Below are 16,169 nucleotides of genomic sequence, written 5' to 3'. Positions count from 1 at the left end.
TTGAGGAAAAAGTTAAAAAGCAGCCTACGAATACGTTGGCTGCTTTAGCAATTTAGAGAATATGGTAATTACATATTATGGTGTTTCGTAGATGTAATCTACGGAGATTGTTCCGGTATACTCAGCGGTGTTGTACATATTGAAGAACAGGGCGACTTTACCGAAATTGATTGGGCCGCCAATGATAAATAATCTTAGATTAACGTTTGCATCGATGGTACCTGTGCCTACAAACATGCTGGAGTTATTTTTGACATTGATTGTTTTTTGGGCGAGTACGCCGGTCTTGTTTACATTGTAAACGTAGACGTGCTCTGGGATGGGTGTATTAACATCGTCAAAGTATAGGTTGGATTCAATTTTTTTAGAGAGGGGGCCGAGTTTGATAGTTGCTTCGCTGATGGTTCCATGGGCGGCGTGTTCGTTATGCGACCACATAGCAGATCCGTCAAAATTGGTATCAAGGAATTTGATAACAACTTGTTGGAGTTGGCCGGCATTTGGGTTGAATTGCTCAAAGGTCACTTTGGTATCAACATTTGTATCTCGGATTGAATTGCCATCGGTGAATGGTTGAACGTAGTAAGCAGCAGCGACAGTATGTTGAGCTGTGAAATCTTCGGACTGAGATGATGTTACTTGAGCTGCTTGTACAGAAGCTGCGAGTGCGAATGCGAGCGAGCATGTAGATAGTTTGCGAAACATGTGTAACTCCAAAAGAAATATTTATAAAAATGACTAACAAGTAAAATGTGACAAAATAGTACCAGCATTAACCGAGTATATAAATAAAAAAACCGGATAAAAGAGAGGAAAATTAAGGGACAACCATTATTAAAAACGGGTTACCCTGAACAACTTAGTTTGAATAATCCCTGTCGTCGGTGATCTCAAGAAAAGCGGCCGGCTTGATTGTGAAGATTAAGTCGGCCACCGTTCTTGGAGTTATTTTGATGGGATGTTGTCTTGCCAATATTCTTCGGCGGTTTGGTGGAGGAAGCGGAGTTTGATGTTGGGGATGGTGATGGGGGCGGCGAGGATTTCGGTGAGTTGGGTGTTGGCTTGAGCGTGTTGGGGATCGGGCGTGAGGATGATATCGCAAGTGGTGTGGTTGAGGTCATCGGGGTTTGTGGCGATGAAGGGTGAATCATGGAGTTGAAGGTGTGTGAGGCTACGTTTGGTGTTGGAGTAGACGCAATGGCCGAAGGGGTAGGTGTTGTCGCCGATGCGAATGGAAGCTTTGTAACAGAAGGTGGTGCGATCATTGGGCGTGTCTGATTGGAAGAAGTATCGGAGCGAGAGTAATTGCTTGTTGCGGTCGTAGGCATAAACTAAATGTTTGGCCATATCAGGGCGCTGAACGAGCATGTTTTTGACGTTGTGGGTTTGATCGGTGTAGATGGCCCAGAGTTCATTGTGACGTTTGAATCCGGGGCGGGGTCTTGAGAGGCGTGTGGTGAAGATGCTTTTTTGGAGGGCATCGGTCATGGCTTTGTTATTCGTGAGTTTGATTGTTTTTATGGTTGCTGGGGTGAAGGTGAAGGGATTGGAGGTGGCGGTGAGTGTGATGGTGGGGCTAGTTTCATCGATGATGGAGGGTTCGTTGGATTGGCTGTCGATATGGATACGAGCAAGGAGTTCGGCTTTGATGCGGTAGGGTTTGTTGGGTTGGATGTCAGACCAAATGGGGGTTGGGTTAAAGGATTGTGATGCGTGAAAGAAGTATTGGTTGTGAGTACTTTTAGTGATTGTGAGTAGTAGTGCGGTGTTGTCTTCGCTAAGAAGGGTGAGTTTTGTGACTTTGATTTGTACTTTGTGTTTAGATATTTGGTTGCCGATGGGGATGGCTTTGACTTGAATATTGAGGGGAGTGTTGAGTTCTGTGGTTGGTTGTGTGTCGATGGTGTATTTAAAAGCGTGTTGAGCGATTTGTTGGCCGAAGTCCTGGAGGTAACCGTTGTGATCAAGGGGGCCGGTGATTAGGAGGGTTTTGTAGTGGTCATTGATGGCGGCGTTGGGGTATTTGCCTTGGAAGATTTCGAGGGTTGTTTGGAGGGCTACACGTTCGGTTTCAGGAGAGATGCGGCGGTAAGGGATGGGCCGGTTGTCCGGGGTTTGCTCACTTAGAGGGAGTTGGTGGAACTTTTCGAGTATTTGTTTTTCGATTTTCGGTGAGTGGTGTCGGTAACCGAGTCGCCAGAGCCATGCGGCTGCGTAGTTGGCGATATCTTGGTTAGAGCTTTTAATAAGCTTGAGTTGGTTTTTTTGTATGCGGTTCCAGTTGTCATCGGTGACGTGTTGGCGTTCGGTGAGGTCTTCGAGCATGTATAGGCATGACCAGCCGCCGCTGAGGTAGCGGTGATCAGGATTGGCTTCGAGGAAAGTAAGGATGGCGGAGGCGGCGGCGTTGCCTTGGGAAGTGGTGAGTGGGGCATTGCTGTGGATGCGGTCGAGCTGATCCCAGACGCGAGTGGGGTTGGTGGAGAGGGTGTGGTGTTTGAGTTCGAGGGTGAGGAGCCAAACGGGTTTGTATTGGTTGAGGTTGATGGGTTTGAAGTGAGCGAAGGTGAGGAAGCCGGTGAAGAGTGTGGTGAGGAAGAGGAAGGAGGCGGCGATGGTGATGGGGGCGGGTTTTTTGCGGCGGTTGCCGATGCGGATGGATTTGGAAGGTGAAGTGAGGGAGGAGCCACATTCGGGGCAGGTGGTGAGTGGGGGTTTAAGGCCGGTGAGGTCGTAGCGGCATTTGCGGCAGACGGGGTGTTGGTCGATGGGTTTGCCGCGAAGGGCGAGGAGGAGGAAGGTGAGGGGGAGGAGGGTAAGCAGGGCGTTGAAGATGATCCAATGCATGTGAGAAACCTCCGGAAGAGGAGAGTTGATGTTTAGAACGGCGGGCTTCAAAGTTTACGCGACGCGCCAGTAGTCAATGAAGAAATGCTGAAGTATCTACGTGAGTTGGCTGTCGAGGGTTCACACTCTGGTTTTGCGAATCATTACATAGGATGTTTTATGTGAGGATCAAGGGTCGGGAATGGGGAAGGAAGGGGTCTATGAAAAATCCCAGCGCAGGCTGGGATTGGCGTGAATTTTTTAGATTTCAAGATGTTGAATGTTATTGGTAGGGGTAGTCTTCGGGGACGATTTCGCGTTCGCCTTGGTATGGTTCTGAGTTGCTGTTTGTGTTGTCTGGTGATTGTGGTTCATAGTCGTTGTAGGGGAACTCATCGGGGACGGGTTCTTTGCTGCCTTCGTATGGAGGCGCGTTAGAAGTGTCGGCATCGGGGATGGCAGGTGGTTGGGATTCATAGGCGTAGTTGTTGGGGACGACGTCGCGTTCGCCTTGGGTTTCAGAGAAATTTTGTTCGCCATTAGACTGATCGTTGTTCATTTGGTTTTCATCTGAGGAGGGTTGCGTGACGGTATCTGAGCGGGTTTGTTTGGTCGCGTCTGAGGAGCATGAGAGAGAGAAGAGGAACAGCGGGGCGAGGAGGATGGCTGCAAGGGTGGCGAATGGGGATTTTCTGTTTGGGGTATTCATGATGTATCTCCTTTGAATGAGGAGGATTAAAAAAAGGTGGAAGCGGGTGATGCGGGATAATAGGCGGGGAGGTGTGATATGAAAGTGGGCAGGGGATTAGGAATGTTGGTGTCAGGATGGGGGGATGTACGAAGATTGATATATGCAAATGCAGAATAGACAGTCTCAAAATGCGGTGTTGATTGGGGTGTTATTGGTGGTGTGCGCGTTGGCGGGGGGGTGTTGGAACCCATTTAGGAAGGAGCCGATTGCGGGATCGCAGCGGGCCGGATCGTTGACCAATGGGTATAGCTTGCTGGTTGGTTTGGCGGGGCAGGAATCGAAGGTGGGATTGGTGACGTGGGTGAGGGATTATGACGGGGAGGTGGGGGATCTACTGGAGGATGTTCAGGAGGCGGCGAAGGATATAAATGGATGGCTGGGCGATATTAGCGGACGGTTGAAGTCGAATGGTGTGCTGATGGACCGGAATGGTTTGCCTGAGGTTGAGCAGTGGGCGCGGAATTGGATTGAGGGGCGAACACGGAAGACGATTTTAGGAGGGAAGATTCAGAAGAGTGAGCTGGTGATGGTGCTGAGTCAGGCGAAGGCAACGGAGTATATTGCGGCGCTTTGCGCGGGGCTGGCGAATATTGAGGTGAACGATGCTCGCAGAGATAAGTTGAAGAAATATGCGGCGCGGTTTGAGAGTCTGAATGAACGTTGTTTGGGGTTGTTGAAAGTGAAGGGTGAAGATGAGATGAAAAAGGAGAAAGCTGAAGAAGAACGAGAGGAAGATGCGGATGAGCAGGGTGAGGAACGGTTGTAGGTTGAGATAAAGGTGGTGAGGTTAGAGAGGCGAGAGTAGAATGGTTTTGGTTCGGGAGGTGGCTATTCGTATATCTATAGATGATGGGTGCTTATGCTTCGTTTGATTGTATACAGGTTATTGCAGTTGCCGGTGATTGTGTCGGTGGTTTTTTTGGTGACGTTTGTGTTGGTGTGGGTGATCCCGGGGAACCCGTTGGAGAATGCGGAAAGTGGGAAAAGGCCGCCTCCGGAGGTGGTTGAGGCGATGAAGCGTCAGTACAACCTGGATAATCCGTGGAATTTTGGGACGACGTATTTGAAGAATGTGTTTACGAAGGGTGATTTTGGGCCGAGTTTGTTTTATCAGGATCAGAAGGTGAGTGACATCATTGGTGGGAGCTTGCCGGTGAGTGTGCAGGTTGGTGCGGCGGCGATGGTTGTGGCGGTGTTTTTGGGGACGATGGCCGGGGTGATTGGTGCGTTGAAGCCGGGGACGTTTTTGGATTTTAGTAGTATGGCGTTGACGTTGGTTGGTGTGAGTTTGCCGAACTTTGTGGTGGGGAGTTTGTTTTTGGTGGTGTTTGCAACGATGTTGCAGTGGTTTCCGACCGGGGGATGGGGGCGAATCGATCAGGTGATTTTGCCTGCGATAACGCTGGGGCTGATGCCGAGTGCGTATATTGCGCGGCTGGTAAGGTTGGGACTTGCGGATGTGATGAGCAGTGATTTTGTGCGGACGGCGCGGGCAAAGGGGCTGAGTCGGAACAAGGCGTTATTCAAGCATGCGCTGAAGGTGGCGTATTTGCCGGTGGTGAGTTATCTGGGGCCGGCGACGGCGAGCGTGATGACGGGTAGCTTTGTGATTGAGAAAGTGTTTAATATTCCTGGAATGGGTGAGCATTTTGTCAATGCTGTGTTGAACAAGGATCAGTTCTTGATACTGGCAGTGGTTTTAACGTATGCGAGCATGTTGGTGCTGTTTAATTTAGTGGTGGATATTGCGTATGCGTGGGTCGACCCTCGGATTGATCTGTCATAGTCATCTTTTCGTTCCCTCCGCATCTCCTCCTCCATTCTGCGATTTTTTCTTAACATCTGTTTGGTGTTCGCTCGAAATTTATCTACGACGCGGATCATTTGTTTTTGCAGGTAGTTTTGGTGTTAGATGCAGGTTGAAATTGAACGGGCGAAGTTTGAAAAAGGGGTGGGAGAGATGAAAAAGAAATTTTGGTATTTAATTTCCGTGAAATTGGCTTTGAGATTGTAAGAAAGCTGGGTGCTTGCCGATAAGATGATAAGCTGGGCAGTTTTGGATGTGGTGCATCTGGGTGATGGTGCAGGTGTTGAAGCAACAGATTGGCGACAAAAAGCGAGTCACAAGATGAGCGAAACGATGATAGAGGCGGAACAGGCGTGGGTCACACACAAGTTTGATGAGGCGGGTGGTGTGCGCGAGATGGTTGAGGAAGAGTGGCTACTGAGCAATGGTACGGGGGCGTTTTGCAGCGGGACGGTGATTGGGAGCAATACGCGGCGATATCATGGGCTATTGTGTGCGTGCAAGCATCCGCCGGTGGGTCGAGAGCTATTGGTGGGGCAGATGGTCGAGCGGCTGGATTTGCTGAAAGAGAATGAAGCGATGCAGTCTTTGGAGTTTTCGACTTGCGAGTTTCGCGATGAACAAGGGGAAGCAACGGTTTATGCGCCGCAGGGGCTGCATATGCTCAAATCGTTTGAGCGCGGTCTGGATGTTGGATGGGTGTACGAGTGGAATAATGTTGGATTTGAGCGTCGAATTAACCTGCATTGGAAGAAACAGGCGGCGACTCTGACGTATCGGATGTGGGGGTTTGATGCAGAAGAGTTTAAGGGCGGGGTATTGCAGTTGGCGCCAATGATGTTGATTCGAGATTTTCATGAATTGCTCAGGCATGATGATCCGGAGCAGCCTCGAGTTGCAGGCGATGGGAAAGTGCTGCGGGTGTGGCGCGGCGATACGGCGGCGACATTGAGTGCGAGTGAGGGATGGTTCGGCGAGGCGCAGGACTGGTGGTACAACGTTTATTACCGTGTTGAGCGTGATCGCGGACTAGGTGATCAGGAAGATTATTTTATTCCGGGGATGTTTACGGTGGAGTTGGATCAGGCGCGGATGCAGAAAGCGGTTGACCGTGAGAGTGCGTATGAGGTGACGGTGACGATTGCGCTGGGTGAGCAAGCGGCCGAGCCAGAACGAGAGAATGTTGAGCGGTTGGTTCATTTGGAGAAGATTGCCAATAAACTGGCGCATGATGGGAAGAAGGGTGAGAGTATTGTTGGGGACAAAGCGCTGATTAGGCAGTTGGCGAATAATTTTGCGATTGCATCAGACGATTTTGTGGTTGATCGTTGGGTGGGTGATGAAAGATTGTCGACGATATTGGCGGGGTTTCCGTGGTTTGCAGATTGGGGGCGGGATACGTTTATTGCGCTGCCGGGGTTGATGCTGACAACGGGGCGGTATGAAGAAGCGAAGGGTGCGCTGCGGACATTCGCGCGGTTTATTCAGAACGGCTTGGTGCCAAATCTGTTTGATGATTATGACGACAAGGCGGCGCACTATAACACGGTGGATGGATCGTTGTGGTTTGTTCATGCGGCGGTGCAGTATGTGAAGTTGTCGGGTGACAAGGCGAGTTGGCGTGAGTGGCTGGCTGAGGCGTGTGTGAAGATTATTGAGGCGTATCGTGTGGGGACGGACTATCACATTCACATGGAAGAGGATGGTTTGATCCATGCAGGTGATCCGGAATCGCAGTTGACATGGATGGATGCGAAGCGTGATGGGATTGCGTTTACGCCGCGGTATGGGAAACCTGTGGAGATTAATGCGTTGTGGTATAACGCGCTGATGAGCCTGAAGGAAGCGTTGCGTGATGCGAAGATGCCTGAGCATGCAACGGAGTATGGTAAATTAGCGGGGCTTGTGAAGAAGAGTTTTATTGATTTGTTTTGGCGGGAAGATTTGGGCTGCCTGTTTGATTGTGTACATGTGGGTGATAATGGTCATGTGCATAAGGATAGCGCGATTCGGCCGAACATGGTGTTTGCGATTTCATTGCCACATTCGCCACTGCCTCAGGCCAAGGCTAAGCGCGTCTTAGAGATGGCGCGGGAGAAATTGTTGACGCCGGTTGGGATGCGAACACTTAGCGAGGATAATCCGCAGTTTGAGCGGTATTACACGGGGGATCAATTTAATCGTGACAAAGCTTATCATCAGGGGACGATCTGGCCGTGGCCGATTGGTGCGTTTGCAGAGGGTGTGTTGCGTGTTGGTAAATTCAGCAAGAAATCTCGTAAGGAAGCGTTTGCCGTGATAGAGCCGTTATGCGAGCGTGTGCTTGGTCGTGGGGTGGGGCAGCTGCACGAAATTTTCGAGGCGCAGCCGATTGAAGATGCGAAGGCGGCATACTCACATCGTGCGGTAGGATGTTGGGCGCAGGCTTGGTCGATTAGTGAAGTACTTCGTGTGTTGATGATGATTGAGCGGGGTAAGTAACCATTAGATAGATTTTGTACGATCCTATGGGTGAGGATATTCGATGATAAAAGCGATCATATTTGATATGGATGGGGTGTTATGTGATAGCGAGCCCTTTATTATTGAGGCGGCGCGTATGATGTTTCGTGAGAAATATGATACGGAGGTGAAGCCGTTGGATTTTGTGCCTTTTACGGGAACGGGTGAGGCTCGCTTTTTAGGTGGTGTTGCTGAGAAGTATGGTATTGAGTTGGATGTGGAAGGGGATAAAGTACTGACTTACCAAAATTATAGTCAGGTGATCGCAGATCGCTTAGAGGCTTATCCGGGGGTTAAAGAATTTATTGAAGAGGTTAAGGCGCGAGGGATCAAAACTGCCGTTGCGAGTTCAGCGGACACGATTAAGGTGAAGGATAATCTGAATCAGATCGGTTTGTTATGGGAAGATTTTGATGTAGTTGTCACAGGGTCGGATGTTACTCGGCATAAGCCAGATCCGGAATGTTTTGTTATTGCAGCGGACGGATTGAGTGAAAAGTACGAGGATTGTCTAGTTGTTGAGGATGCGGTAGCGGGGGTTGAGGCTGGTAAGGCGGCGGGTTGCCGCGTGCTGGGATTGACGACTACATTTAACGAATCAGCGCTTAGAGGTGCAGGTGCGGATTGGGTGGCAAGCGGTCTTGTAGCAGTGCACTTACCCGATGTGTTGTGGTGATTGATTAGAATAGTGATTAAACATAAAGCCGTTTACACTCATGATGTAAGCGGCTTTTATATTTACGTATATTGATTCTTTAGCATGTTATGGTTGTTCCGAGTAGATTGAGGAATTCACGAATGAAGGCGGGGTGTCCGGGCCATGCAGGTGAGGTCACGAGATTGCGATCGACGTGGGCGGCATCCATTGCGATGTCGATGTATTTACCGCCGGCGAGTTCGATTTCAGGTTTTACAGCAGGGTAGGCGGTGAGTGTGAAATCACGCACGACATCAGCGGCAGTCAGGACTTGGATGCCATGGCAGACTGCGGCGATGGGTTTGTTGGTGTTGGCGAAATGACGGACGATTTCGAGTACACGATCATTAAGACGGATGTATTCGGGTGCGCGGCCGCCTGAGATGACGAGGCCGTCATAGTTTTCGGGCTTGATATCTTTAAAGGATGCATTGAGTGCGAAGTTGTGGCCGGGCTTTTCGGTGTAAGTTTGATCACCCTCAAAGTCGTGGATGGCAGTGCGGATGGTTTGGCCTTTTTTCTTATCCGGGCAAACGACGTGTACATTATGCCCGACCATAACAAGCATTTGGTAGGGAACCATGATTTCGTAATCCTCGACGAAGTCGCCGGCGAGGATGAGAATATTTTTGGCTGACATTTTTATTTCTCCATGTGTTCGATGTTTCGGCAACAATAATATCGTATGACAGTGGGATGTACGGGTCTAGTGTGAGCATTATGTCAATTAAAAAGCCGCTTGGGTAAGCGGCTTGTATGGTTGGTCTAATCGTGTGTAAGTCAGCGTTCCACTGAGACTTTATAGAAATCAAAATGATTCCAAGGGTTGTCCTGTTCGGCGAAGCCTTTGACTTTCGTGTCGTCGAAAAGACGGATTTGAACGAAGTGGAAGAGCAGGGCCATGGGAGCGTCCTTGACGAGCTCGTTTTCGGCAGCTTGGAGTAGTTGCATCCGTTTGGCGGGATCGCGTTCGAGAGATGCTTGTTGGAGTAATTCGTTGTACTCAGCGTTGCTCCAGCCGGTGTCGTTGTTGTTGGATGTGATGGCGAGTTTGTTGAGGAATGTGGTGGGGTCGGGGTAATCACCAAACCATGAGGCTCGTGCAATTTCAAAATCTTTACGACGCAGACGATCGCCGAAAACTTTAGGTTCAAGGCCTTGGAGGTTGATGTTAATGCCGAGGTTATCCTCCCACATTTTTACAACGGCTTGTGCAGGTTTATCATGGAATGAACCGGTGTTATAGAGGAGTGTGAGGGTTGGGAAATCTTTGCCGTTGGGGAAGCCGGCTTCTGCGAGTAGCTTTTGGGCCTCTTCGATATTGAGTTTGAGGCCGATGTTGGTTGGTGGGTTGTAGCCACCGATCACGCTTACGGGGATGAAGGTTGTGGCGGCGGGTTCTTTCATGCGTGTGACACGATTGACGATGTAATCGCGGTCGATGGCCATGGAGAGTGCGCGGCGAACGCGAGCGTCACGCAGTGGGTTGGGTTCGCCGGACGATGTTTTTTCAGCAATCGTATTGAAGTTGTAGAAGTATGTTGCGGCGGCGGGCATGATATGGACTTCTTTGCGAGAGCCGGTTTCATAGCCTTCGATGAGCATTTCGCCAAGTGAGCCAGAGGTTGGGACATCTGGCCACAGGTCGATGTTTTCTCGTGAATCTTCGAAAGTTCGAAGCGCAGTTTCGGGGTTCTCGATGATACGTTCGAGTAGAGAGTTGTTCTTCATCGCAGCCTTGTTCCAGTAGTGTGGATTGGCTGTCATGAGGATGGAGCGTTTGAACTTACGATCTTTGAGTTGGTATGGGCCGTTGTGAATGACGCGCGATGAGTCTGACCAATAGGTAGAATCGGTAATGACCATTGCGGTATCTGCGTTGATGGATGTGACGGCTTCAACCGATTTTTTATGGACGGGTGAGTAGGTCATGAACGCGGCAAGTTCGAGGAAGTAAGGTGTTGGCTGCTCAAGTTCGATGCTTATGGTGCTTGGATCGATCGCTTTAACGCCAACATTGTTATTGAATTGATCTTGAGTTTGTATCCAGAGCGCGTCGGCTTTTTCCTGACTGCCGGAGGGGTTGTCTTTGATGAACTGTTTGGTTTGATCAGCACGCCATGTGAAGAATTCGTGTGCGCCTTTGATTGGGAAGAAGAGCTCAGCATAGGAAGCAGCTTGGTCGGGTAACATTGCGCGACGCCACGCGTAGACAAAATCGTCGGCTGTGATTTTGTCGCCGTTGGACCATTGAGCGTTTTCACGGATGTGGAAGGTGTAGGTTTTTCCGTCTTCGGAGAGTGACCATTTATCAGCGACAGCCGGTTCGATTTTGTGAGAAATGAAGTTGTATTTCACCAGAGGTTCGTACATGTTTTTTGCAACACGCAGATCGTGTAGCCAAGACATGCGTTGCGGGTCGAGATAGCTGTGAGAGAGTGTCGAGAGGTATGTGACATCTGCTTCGGGCGTGTTCGAGCCACAGCCGATGAGAGAGATAGAGATCGCTGCTGCGCACGCAGCCGCAAGGGCGTTTTTCAAGATCATATTTAGCTCCAAACCTAAACCAATTGATTCAGTGATTCAATATATAAAAACTTGAGTGAAAATGATAGAAGATTGCACTAATTGAGCCGAAACGTTCTAAAAGAATTTAGCTGTAAAGGTAGGTGGGGTATGGAAATAGATGCGAATGACGGTTTATTTGCCGCGAATGCATGAGACGAGTCCATCGACCATGTTTGAGATGCCGTATTCATGTGTGAGGCGATGGTATGCTTGATCCGCGAGTTGCTTACGCTTGTTTTCATCTTCGAGTAGTAAGCGTAGTTTTTGATAAAGATCATCTGCGGAGCCGTTCTCGTAGAGCAGGCCGGTATGGTTGTCTGTGATCAATTCAATTTCCGGGCCATGTAGGCGGGGTTCATTGGATGTGATGACAGGCAGCTTATACGCGATAGCATGTTGTACGCTCAGTCCCATGTTGCTTGGATAGCAGAAAATTTGGGCGTTAAGCATCCATTTTGCGATCTCAGTTTCCTCATAAATTGGACCAGTGAAGATGATATTGTTTTGGATTTTGAGATTTGCAGCTTGCTCTTCGAGTGTTTGACGAACGTCATCACCGCCACCAATCAAGATCACTTTCAGGTCGTGCATACCCTCGCGGACGAGTCGTTCAACGGCTTTGAATAAAAGGTCTAATCGATTCTTAGGTGAGAAACGTGAAACAAAAATGATATTACGTTTGCCTTCGAGTTGATTATCTTTTGCAAAAGCTTCTAACGCTTCAGGACGGTTTTTCCAATGCTGAATTTCCTTGTCGATCGGTGAAAGATCAATACTGTTTGGTGCGACAAACAAGTTTTTTGGATTCCAGCCAGCGTCTTCAAATTGCTTGCGAACAGTGTCGGTATAAAACACGATACTATGAGCTAAGCGATAGATACTCTCGCGTAATGCGCTTCTGAGTCTACTCTTTTGTTTGGAGCATCCATGTGTCCAGAATACGACTCTTACGCCGCTGAGTCTTGCTTTGATTACTGTTGGGATCAACGAGAGGTATCGCATGTTTCCGACGATAATGTAGACATCGGTATGCTTTTTGCTTGCATATTTGAGGTGATCGTGGTTCCAGAATAGTTGGCCAACTGGTGAGTTGATCTTCTTATCACTTGTTTTGATGTCTTTGAAGCTTTCAGCCTGTTCACTTTTCAGATCAGATTCGGTCGCATGAAGTACAGTCAGATCGATACCAACACGCGTAGCAAGCTCTTTGAACACAGGGATGCGATATTTCGGAAGTGCAGGCTGCACGATCAAAACGCGTGTTGTCTTATCCATCGACTCGGTCATTATTCCTCCACAAGCAGCCGGTGCAGCGAACCTGTCATTCACGTCAACATGCAGCATTCTTGATGTATCTGCTCTATATATCGTTGAATCAGATCTTACAGAATACCAAACATCTGCGAAATCACCTTAGATCATGTTGAAACAGACTTTACCTTCACCTCACAAACCATTCACATTGCCTTACAATATGCAAATAATTGCAATCGAAATGGAAATCAATTACATATTAGCCGATTAATCAAGCCATAGAGAACCTAGGCGCCCTCCACGCGAGACACGGAAACAAGAGCAATATGAATCTAAACGACGCAATAACGCAGAAATCAGCCCGTATCGGTATTGTTGGCCTCGGGTACGTCGGACTTCCGCTCCTTCGTGCCTTTTATGATGCTGGCTTTTCCGTTTTAGGCTTTGATGTTGACCCTGCCAAGATTGAAATGCTCAACCGAGGCGAGAACTATCTGAAGCATCTTGGCGAAAACCTTGTTTCAGACATGCTCACAGCTGGTTCTAACGGCCAAACGTTCGATTCAACCGCTGACATGTCACGGATGGGCGAAGCTGACGCACTTTTACTGTGTGTTCCAACCCCGCTGGGCAAGCATATGGATCCGGACCTCTCATACGTTGAGGACACCACACGGTTGGTCGCAAAAACATTGCGCCCTGATCAACTCATCGTTCTTGAGTCGACGACCTATCCCGGCACGACCCGCGACGTTATGCTCCCCATTCTCGAAGAAACTGGCTTGAAGCATGGCGAATTCTATCTCGCATACTCACCTGAGCGCGAAGACCCAGGCCGCAAGTCACACAACACGCAAACCATTCCTAAGCTCGTCGGCGGCCTTGATAAGGAATCAACCGATCTTGCGGTGGAACTCTATAAATATGCGATCTCTGACATCATCCCCGTTTCCTCAGCAGAAGTTGCTGAATCAGCTAAGATCCTCGAAAACGTTTATCGCTCAGTAAACATCGCACTTGTGAATGAGATGAAGATCATTCTGACCGCGATGGATATTGATGTCTGGGAAGTGATCGACGCGGCTGCAACCAAGCCATTTGGCTTCCAGGCTTTCTACCCAGGCCCCGGACTCGGAGGCCACTGCATCCCGATTGATCCGTTCTATCTCACATGGAAAGCTAAAGAAGTTGGTAAAACAACACGCTTTATTGAGCTTGCCGGTCAGGTCAACCATGAAATGCCATCATTCGTTGTTCAGCGGACAATGCTCGCGCTCAACGATCATGGTAAAGCGCTCAAAACATCGAAAATCCTCATCCTCGGCCTCGCGTACAAGCCCGATGTCGATGATGTGCGTGAATCACCTTCATTCGAACTCATTGAGCAGCTCGAAGACCTTGGCGCAACAGTTGATTATAACGACCCTCACGTTCCAGCTACTCACAAAATGCGTCATTACCCCAACGTTAATAAACAATCAGTAGAACTCTCCGCCGAATCACTTGCTGGTTACGATGCCATTCTCATCGCAACGAACCATGCCGCATACGACTACGAGTTTGTCGCCAAGAATGCGAAGCTCATTATCGATACTCGCGGAGCCATGCGTCAGTTCACAGACAAGTACGACAACATCGTCAGTGCATAACAAACTAGCGTCATCAACAAACAAACTGCAGCGGTTTAGATCGCTGCAGTTTTTCTATCTGTACTTATATTTAATGTCATATCAAAACACGTCAGTATTATTTTTCGACGCTGATGAATTCCATATAGAACTTATTCCACGCATTATCTTGCTCGGCCAATCCCTTAACACGTTCCGCATTGTATAACCGTAAATGGTTATATTGATAGATAAGCGCCATTGGGGCGGATTCGAGCATCAGTCCTTCTGCCTCTTCCAGAATCTTCATTCGCTTTGGCGGATCAAGTTCATTTGCGGCCTTCTCCAGCAATGCGTTGTACTGCTGATCTTGCCAGTCGGCATCATTATTATTCGAATGCGCCGCCATTTTGTTTAGAAATGTGGTTGGATCAGGGTAATCGCCGTACCACCCTGCCCTGGAAATATCGAAGTCATGCTTCTTAAGTCGATCGCCAAACACCTTTGTTTCAACACCCTGCAGATTCACATTGATACCAAGGTGAGTCTCCCACATTTTCACGATTGCCTGTGCCGGAAATTCATGCATATTCCCTGTGTTAAATAGCAATGTTAGCGTTGGAAATCCGTCACCACCTGGATACCCAGCTTCATCCAGCAGCGATTTTGCCGGCTCCGGATCAAATGTAATCCCATCCTCTACCGGTGGGGTATAGCCCACGATCGTATTCGGCGGTACAAACGTTCTGGCAATCGGTTGCCCCACACGTGTCACACGATCAACAATGTATTGTCGGTCAATCGACATGGCCATTGCCTTTCTGACCCGCGCATCACGTAATGGATTTGGAGCCCCAGCTTGCGTTCGTTCATTGCTGCAACTGAAATTGTAGAAATAGGTCCCTGCTGATTCGATTACATGCACATCATTTCGTTTACCTTCTTTTGATGCGTTAATCAGCAGCTCGCCGATCGCGCCGCTTGCAGGTACGTCAGGCCACAAATCAATCCCTTCTCTTGAATCCCCATACACCCGCAATGCTGTCTCCGGGTTCTCAATGATCCGCTCCAGCACCGAATCGTTCTTCATCGCCGCCCGATTCCAATACTGATCATTTGCCTTCATATATAGATATTGCTTGAACTGCCGCTTCACCAAAACATATGGCCCATTCGTCACTAATCGTTTCGGATCCGACCAGTATGTTGCATCCAACGTAATCGCACCCGTCTCAGCATTCACACGCATATTCGCCATTACCGATTGATGATGTGTTGGCGTGTATGTCGTAAAGGCCACCAACTGTAAAAAGTATGGTGTTGGTCGCTCTAACTCAACCACTACGGTCTGTTCATTTGGCGTTGTGATTCCAACCGTTTCTTTAAACTGCTTTTTTGTTCGTTCATACATCGCATCGGCAGCAGCTTGATCACCCTTGGGATACTGCTTCACAAAATCGCTCAGTTGATCCAGTCGCCATTGATAAAATGCTTGCACCCCTTTGATCGGGTAGAAGAATTCCGAATAATCAGCCGCCTGATCAGGCATGCACACTCGCATCCAAGCCCAGTAAAAATCTTCCGCCCGTACCGGCTCCCCATTTGACCATTTCGCGTCTTCACGAATATTGAATGTATATCTCAGGCCATCGGCTGACATCTCCCACGATTTCGCCACTCCCGCCATAAACTCGCCATTCTTGAAGTCATACCGCAGCATTGGTTCATACAAACATCGCGCCACACGGAAATCGTGCAGCCACGACATCCGCTGCGGGTCCATTGTGTTATGGCCACTTCCCGAGATATAAACTAGATCCGCCTCCGGCCTGCCGCTCCCGCAACCCACCATCACCAACATGCCCGCAATCAGCATAAAACCAGCGATATATTGTTTGAGCATCATCAAGCTCCTATCGTCTTCAGATTGAATTATGAGTCATTCACTTAATGTATCGGCCATTCCCCCTTCTCTGCCACGTTTTGTATACAAAACATCTCTGTAACTCCTCATCGAAGAAAATAAAAACCTTGTGACTGCAAGCAATCACAAGGTATCTGGTTCCATTGGGAGATTCAGTTGTTCAATGACTTACATTAGCGATCTGGCTACAGAACACGATCACACCAGTCCGCAGAGTCATTATTGATTGTGAA

General features: G+C 48.8%; 12 protein-coding genes. 5 read left to right on the top strand and 7 right to left on the bottom strand.

Annotation, left to right across the window (positions count from 1 at the left end; translation table 11 throughout):
- Positions 1-75 precede the first annotated feature (75 nt).
- From KS4_RS17085 to KS4_RS17075, 3 genes are all read right to left on the bottom strand, one after another.
- On the bottom strand, positions 76-705 hold the full coding sequence (locus tag KS4_RS17085) for a hypothetical protein (protein WP_145081113.1): 630 nt from the start codon (positions 703-705) through the stop codon (positions 76-78).
- Positions 706-945: 240 nt separating this feature from the next.
- Positions 946-2,847 carry a hypothetical protein gene (locus KS4_RS17080; protein ID WP_145081110.1) on the bottom strand — a complete coding sequence of 634 codons (1,902 nt, stop codon included), beginning with the start codon at positions 2,845-2,847 and terminating at the stop codon, positions 946-948.
- Between the two features lie 262 nt (positions 2,848-3,109).
- Positions 3,110-3,535 (bottom strand): hypothetical protein, encoded by a 426-nt coding sequence (locus tag KS4_RS17075; protein ID WP_145081107.1) that lies wholly within the window; start codon positions 3,533-3,535, stop codon positions 3,110-3,112.
- Positions 3,536-3,683: 148 nt separating this feature from the next.
- Here KS4_RS17075 and KS4_RS17070 point away from each other — a divergent pair, with 148 nt between their 5' ends.
- From KS4_RS17070 to KS4_RS17055, 4 genes are all read left to right on the top strand, one after another.
- Complete coding sequence (locus KS4_RS17070) at positions 3,684-4,343, top strand: hypothetical protein (RefSeq protein WP_145081104.1); 660 nt, start codon at positions 3,684-3,686, stop codon at positions 4,341-4,343.
- 93 nt (positions 4,344-4,436) lie between these two features.
- Complete coding sequence (locus tag KS4_RS17065) at positions 4,437-5,363, top strand: ABC transporter permease (RefSeq protein ID WP_145081101.1); 927 nt, start codon at positions 4,437-4,439, stop codon at positions 5,361-5,363.
- A gap of 252 nt (positions 5,364-5,615) precedes the next feature.
- Positions 5,616-7,865: an amylo-alpha-1,6-glucosidase gene (locus tag KS4_RS17060; RefSeq protein ID WP_145081097.1), complete on the top strand. Its 2,250-nt coding sequence runs from the start codon at positions 5,616-5,618 to the stop codon at positions 7,863-7,865.
- Positions 7,866-7,908: 43 nt separating this feature from the next.
- Positions 7,909-8,562 (top strand): HAD family hydrolase, encoded by a 654-nt coding sequence (locus tag KS4_RS17055; protein WP_145081094.1) that lies wholly within the window; start codon positions 7,909-7,911, stop codon positions 8,560-8,562.
- 79 nt (positions 8,563-8,641) lie between these two features.
- Here KS4_RS17055 and KS4_RS17050 read toward each other — a convergent pair whose 3' ends face one another.
- The 3 genes from KS4_RS17050 to KS4_RS17040 all read right to left on the bottom strand — a co-directional run bounded on the left by KS4_RS17050 (position 8,642) and on the right by KS4_RS17040 (position 12,426).
- Entirely contained in the window at positions 8,642-9,223 is a 582-nt protein-coding gene (locus KS4_RS17050; protein ID WP_145081091.1) for a DJ-1/PfpI family protein, read from the bottom strand.
- A gap of 140 nt (positions 9,224-9,363) precedes the next feature.
- Positions 9,364-11,130 (bottom strand): peptide ABC transporter substrate-binding protein, encoded by a 1,767-nt coding sequence (locus tag KS4_RS17045; protein ID WP_145081088.1) that lies wholly within the window; start codon positions 11,128-11,130, stop codon positions 9,364-9,366.
- 153 nt (positions 11,131-11,283) lie between these two features.
- A complete protein-coding gene (locus KS4_RS17040; RefSeq protein ID WP_200761395.1) occupies positions 11,284-12,426 on the bottom strand; it encodes a glycosyltransferase family 4 protein in 1,143 nt (380 codons plus the stop codon).
- 305 nt (positions 12,427-12,731) lie between these two features.
- Here KS4_RS17040 and KS4_RS17035 point away from each other — a divergent pair, with 305 nt between their 5' ends.
- On the top strand, positions 12,732-14,054 hold the full coding sequence (locus KS4_RS17035) for a nucleotide sugar dehydrogenase (protein WP_145081082.1): 1,323 nt from the start codon (positions 12,732-12,734) through the stop codon (positions 14,052-14,054).
- A gap of 97 nt (positions 14,055-14,151) precedes the next feature.
- Here KS4_RS17035 and KS4_RS17030 read toward each other — a convergent pair whose 3' ends face one another.
- Positions 14,152-15,915 (bottom strand): peptide ABC transporter substrate-binding protein, encoded by a 1,764-nt coding sequence (locus KS4_RS17030; protein ID WP_200761394.1) that lies wholly within the window; start codon positions 15,913-15,915, stop codon positions 14,152-14,154.
- Positions 15,916-16,169 lie beyond the last annotated feature (254 nt).

The sequence above is a fragment of the Poriferisphaera corsica genome (assembly GCF_007747445.1).
Taxonomy (GTDB): Bacteria; Planctomycetota; Phycisphaerae; order Phycisphaerales; family Phycisphaeraceae; genus Poriferisphaera; species Poriferisphaera corsica.
This window is presented reverse-complemented; position numbering and strand designations above follow the sequence as displayed.

Excerpts from the sequence above, each read along its gene's own strand:
- KS4_RS17085 (WP_145081113.1), bottom strand. The coding sequence starts at position 705 with ATGTTTCGCAAACTATCTACATGCTCGCTCGCATTCGCACTCGCAGCT.
- KS4_RS17080 (WP_145081110.1), bottom strand. The coding sequence starts at position 2,847 with ATGCATTGGATCATCTTCAACGCCCTGCTTACCCTCCTCCCCCTCACC.
- KS4_RS17075 (WP_145081107.1), bottom strand. The coding sequence starts at position 3,535 with ATGAATACCCCAAACAGAAAATCCCCATTCGCCACCCTTGCAGCCATC.
- KS4_RS17070 (WP_145081104.1), top strand. The coding sequence starts at position 3,684 with ATGCAGAATAGACAGTCTCAAAATGCGGTGTTGATTGGGGTGTTATTG.
- KS4_RS17065 (WP_145081101.1), top strand. The coding sequence starts at position 4,437 with ATGCTTCGTTTGATTGTATACAGGTTATTGCAGTTGCCGGTGATTGTG.
- KS4_RS17060 (WP_145081097.1), top strand. The coding sequence starts at position 5,616 with ATGATAAGCTGGGCAGTTTTGGATGTGGTGCATCTGGGTGATGGTGCA.
- KS4_RS17055 (WP_145081094.1), top strand. The coding sequence starts at position 7,909 with ATGATAAAAGCGATCATATTTGATATGGATGGGGTGTTATGTGATAGC.
- KS4_RS17050 (WP_145081091.1), bottom strand. The coding sequence starts at position 9,223 with ATGTCAGCCAAAAATATTCTCATCCTCGCCGGCGACTTCGTCGAGGAT.
- KS4_RS17045 (WP_145081088.1), bottom strand. The coding sequence starts at position 11,130 with ATGATCTTGAAAAACGCCCTTGCGGCTGCGTGCGCAGCAGCGATCTCT.
- KS4_RS17040 (WP_200761395.1), bottom strand. The coding sequence starts at position 12,426 with ATGGATAAGACAACACGCGTTTTGATCGTGCAGCCTGCACTTCCGAAA.
- KS4_RS17035 (WP_145081082.1), top strand. The coding sequence starts at position 12,732 with ATGAATCTAAACGACGCAATAACGCAGAAATCAGCCCGTATCGGTATT.
- KS4_RS17030 (WP_200761394.1), bottom strand. The coding sequence starts at position 15,915 with ATGCTCAAACAATATATCGCTGGTTTTATGCTGATTGCGGGCATGTTG.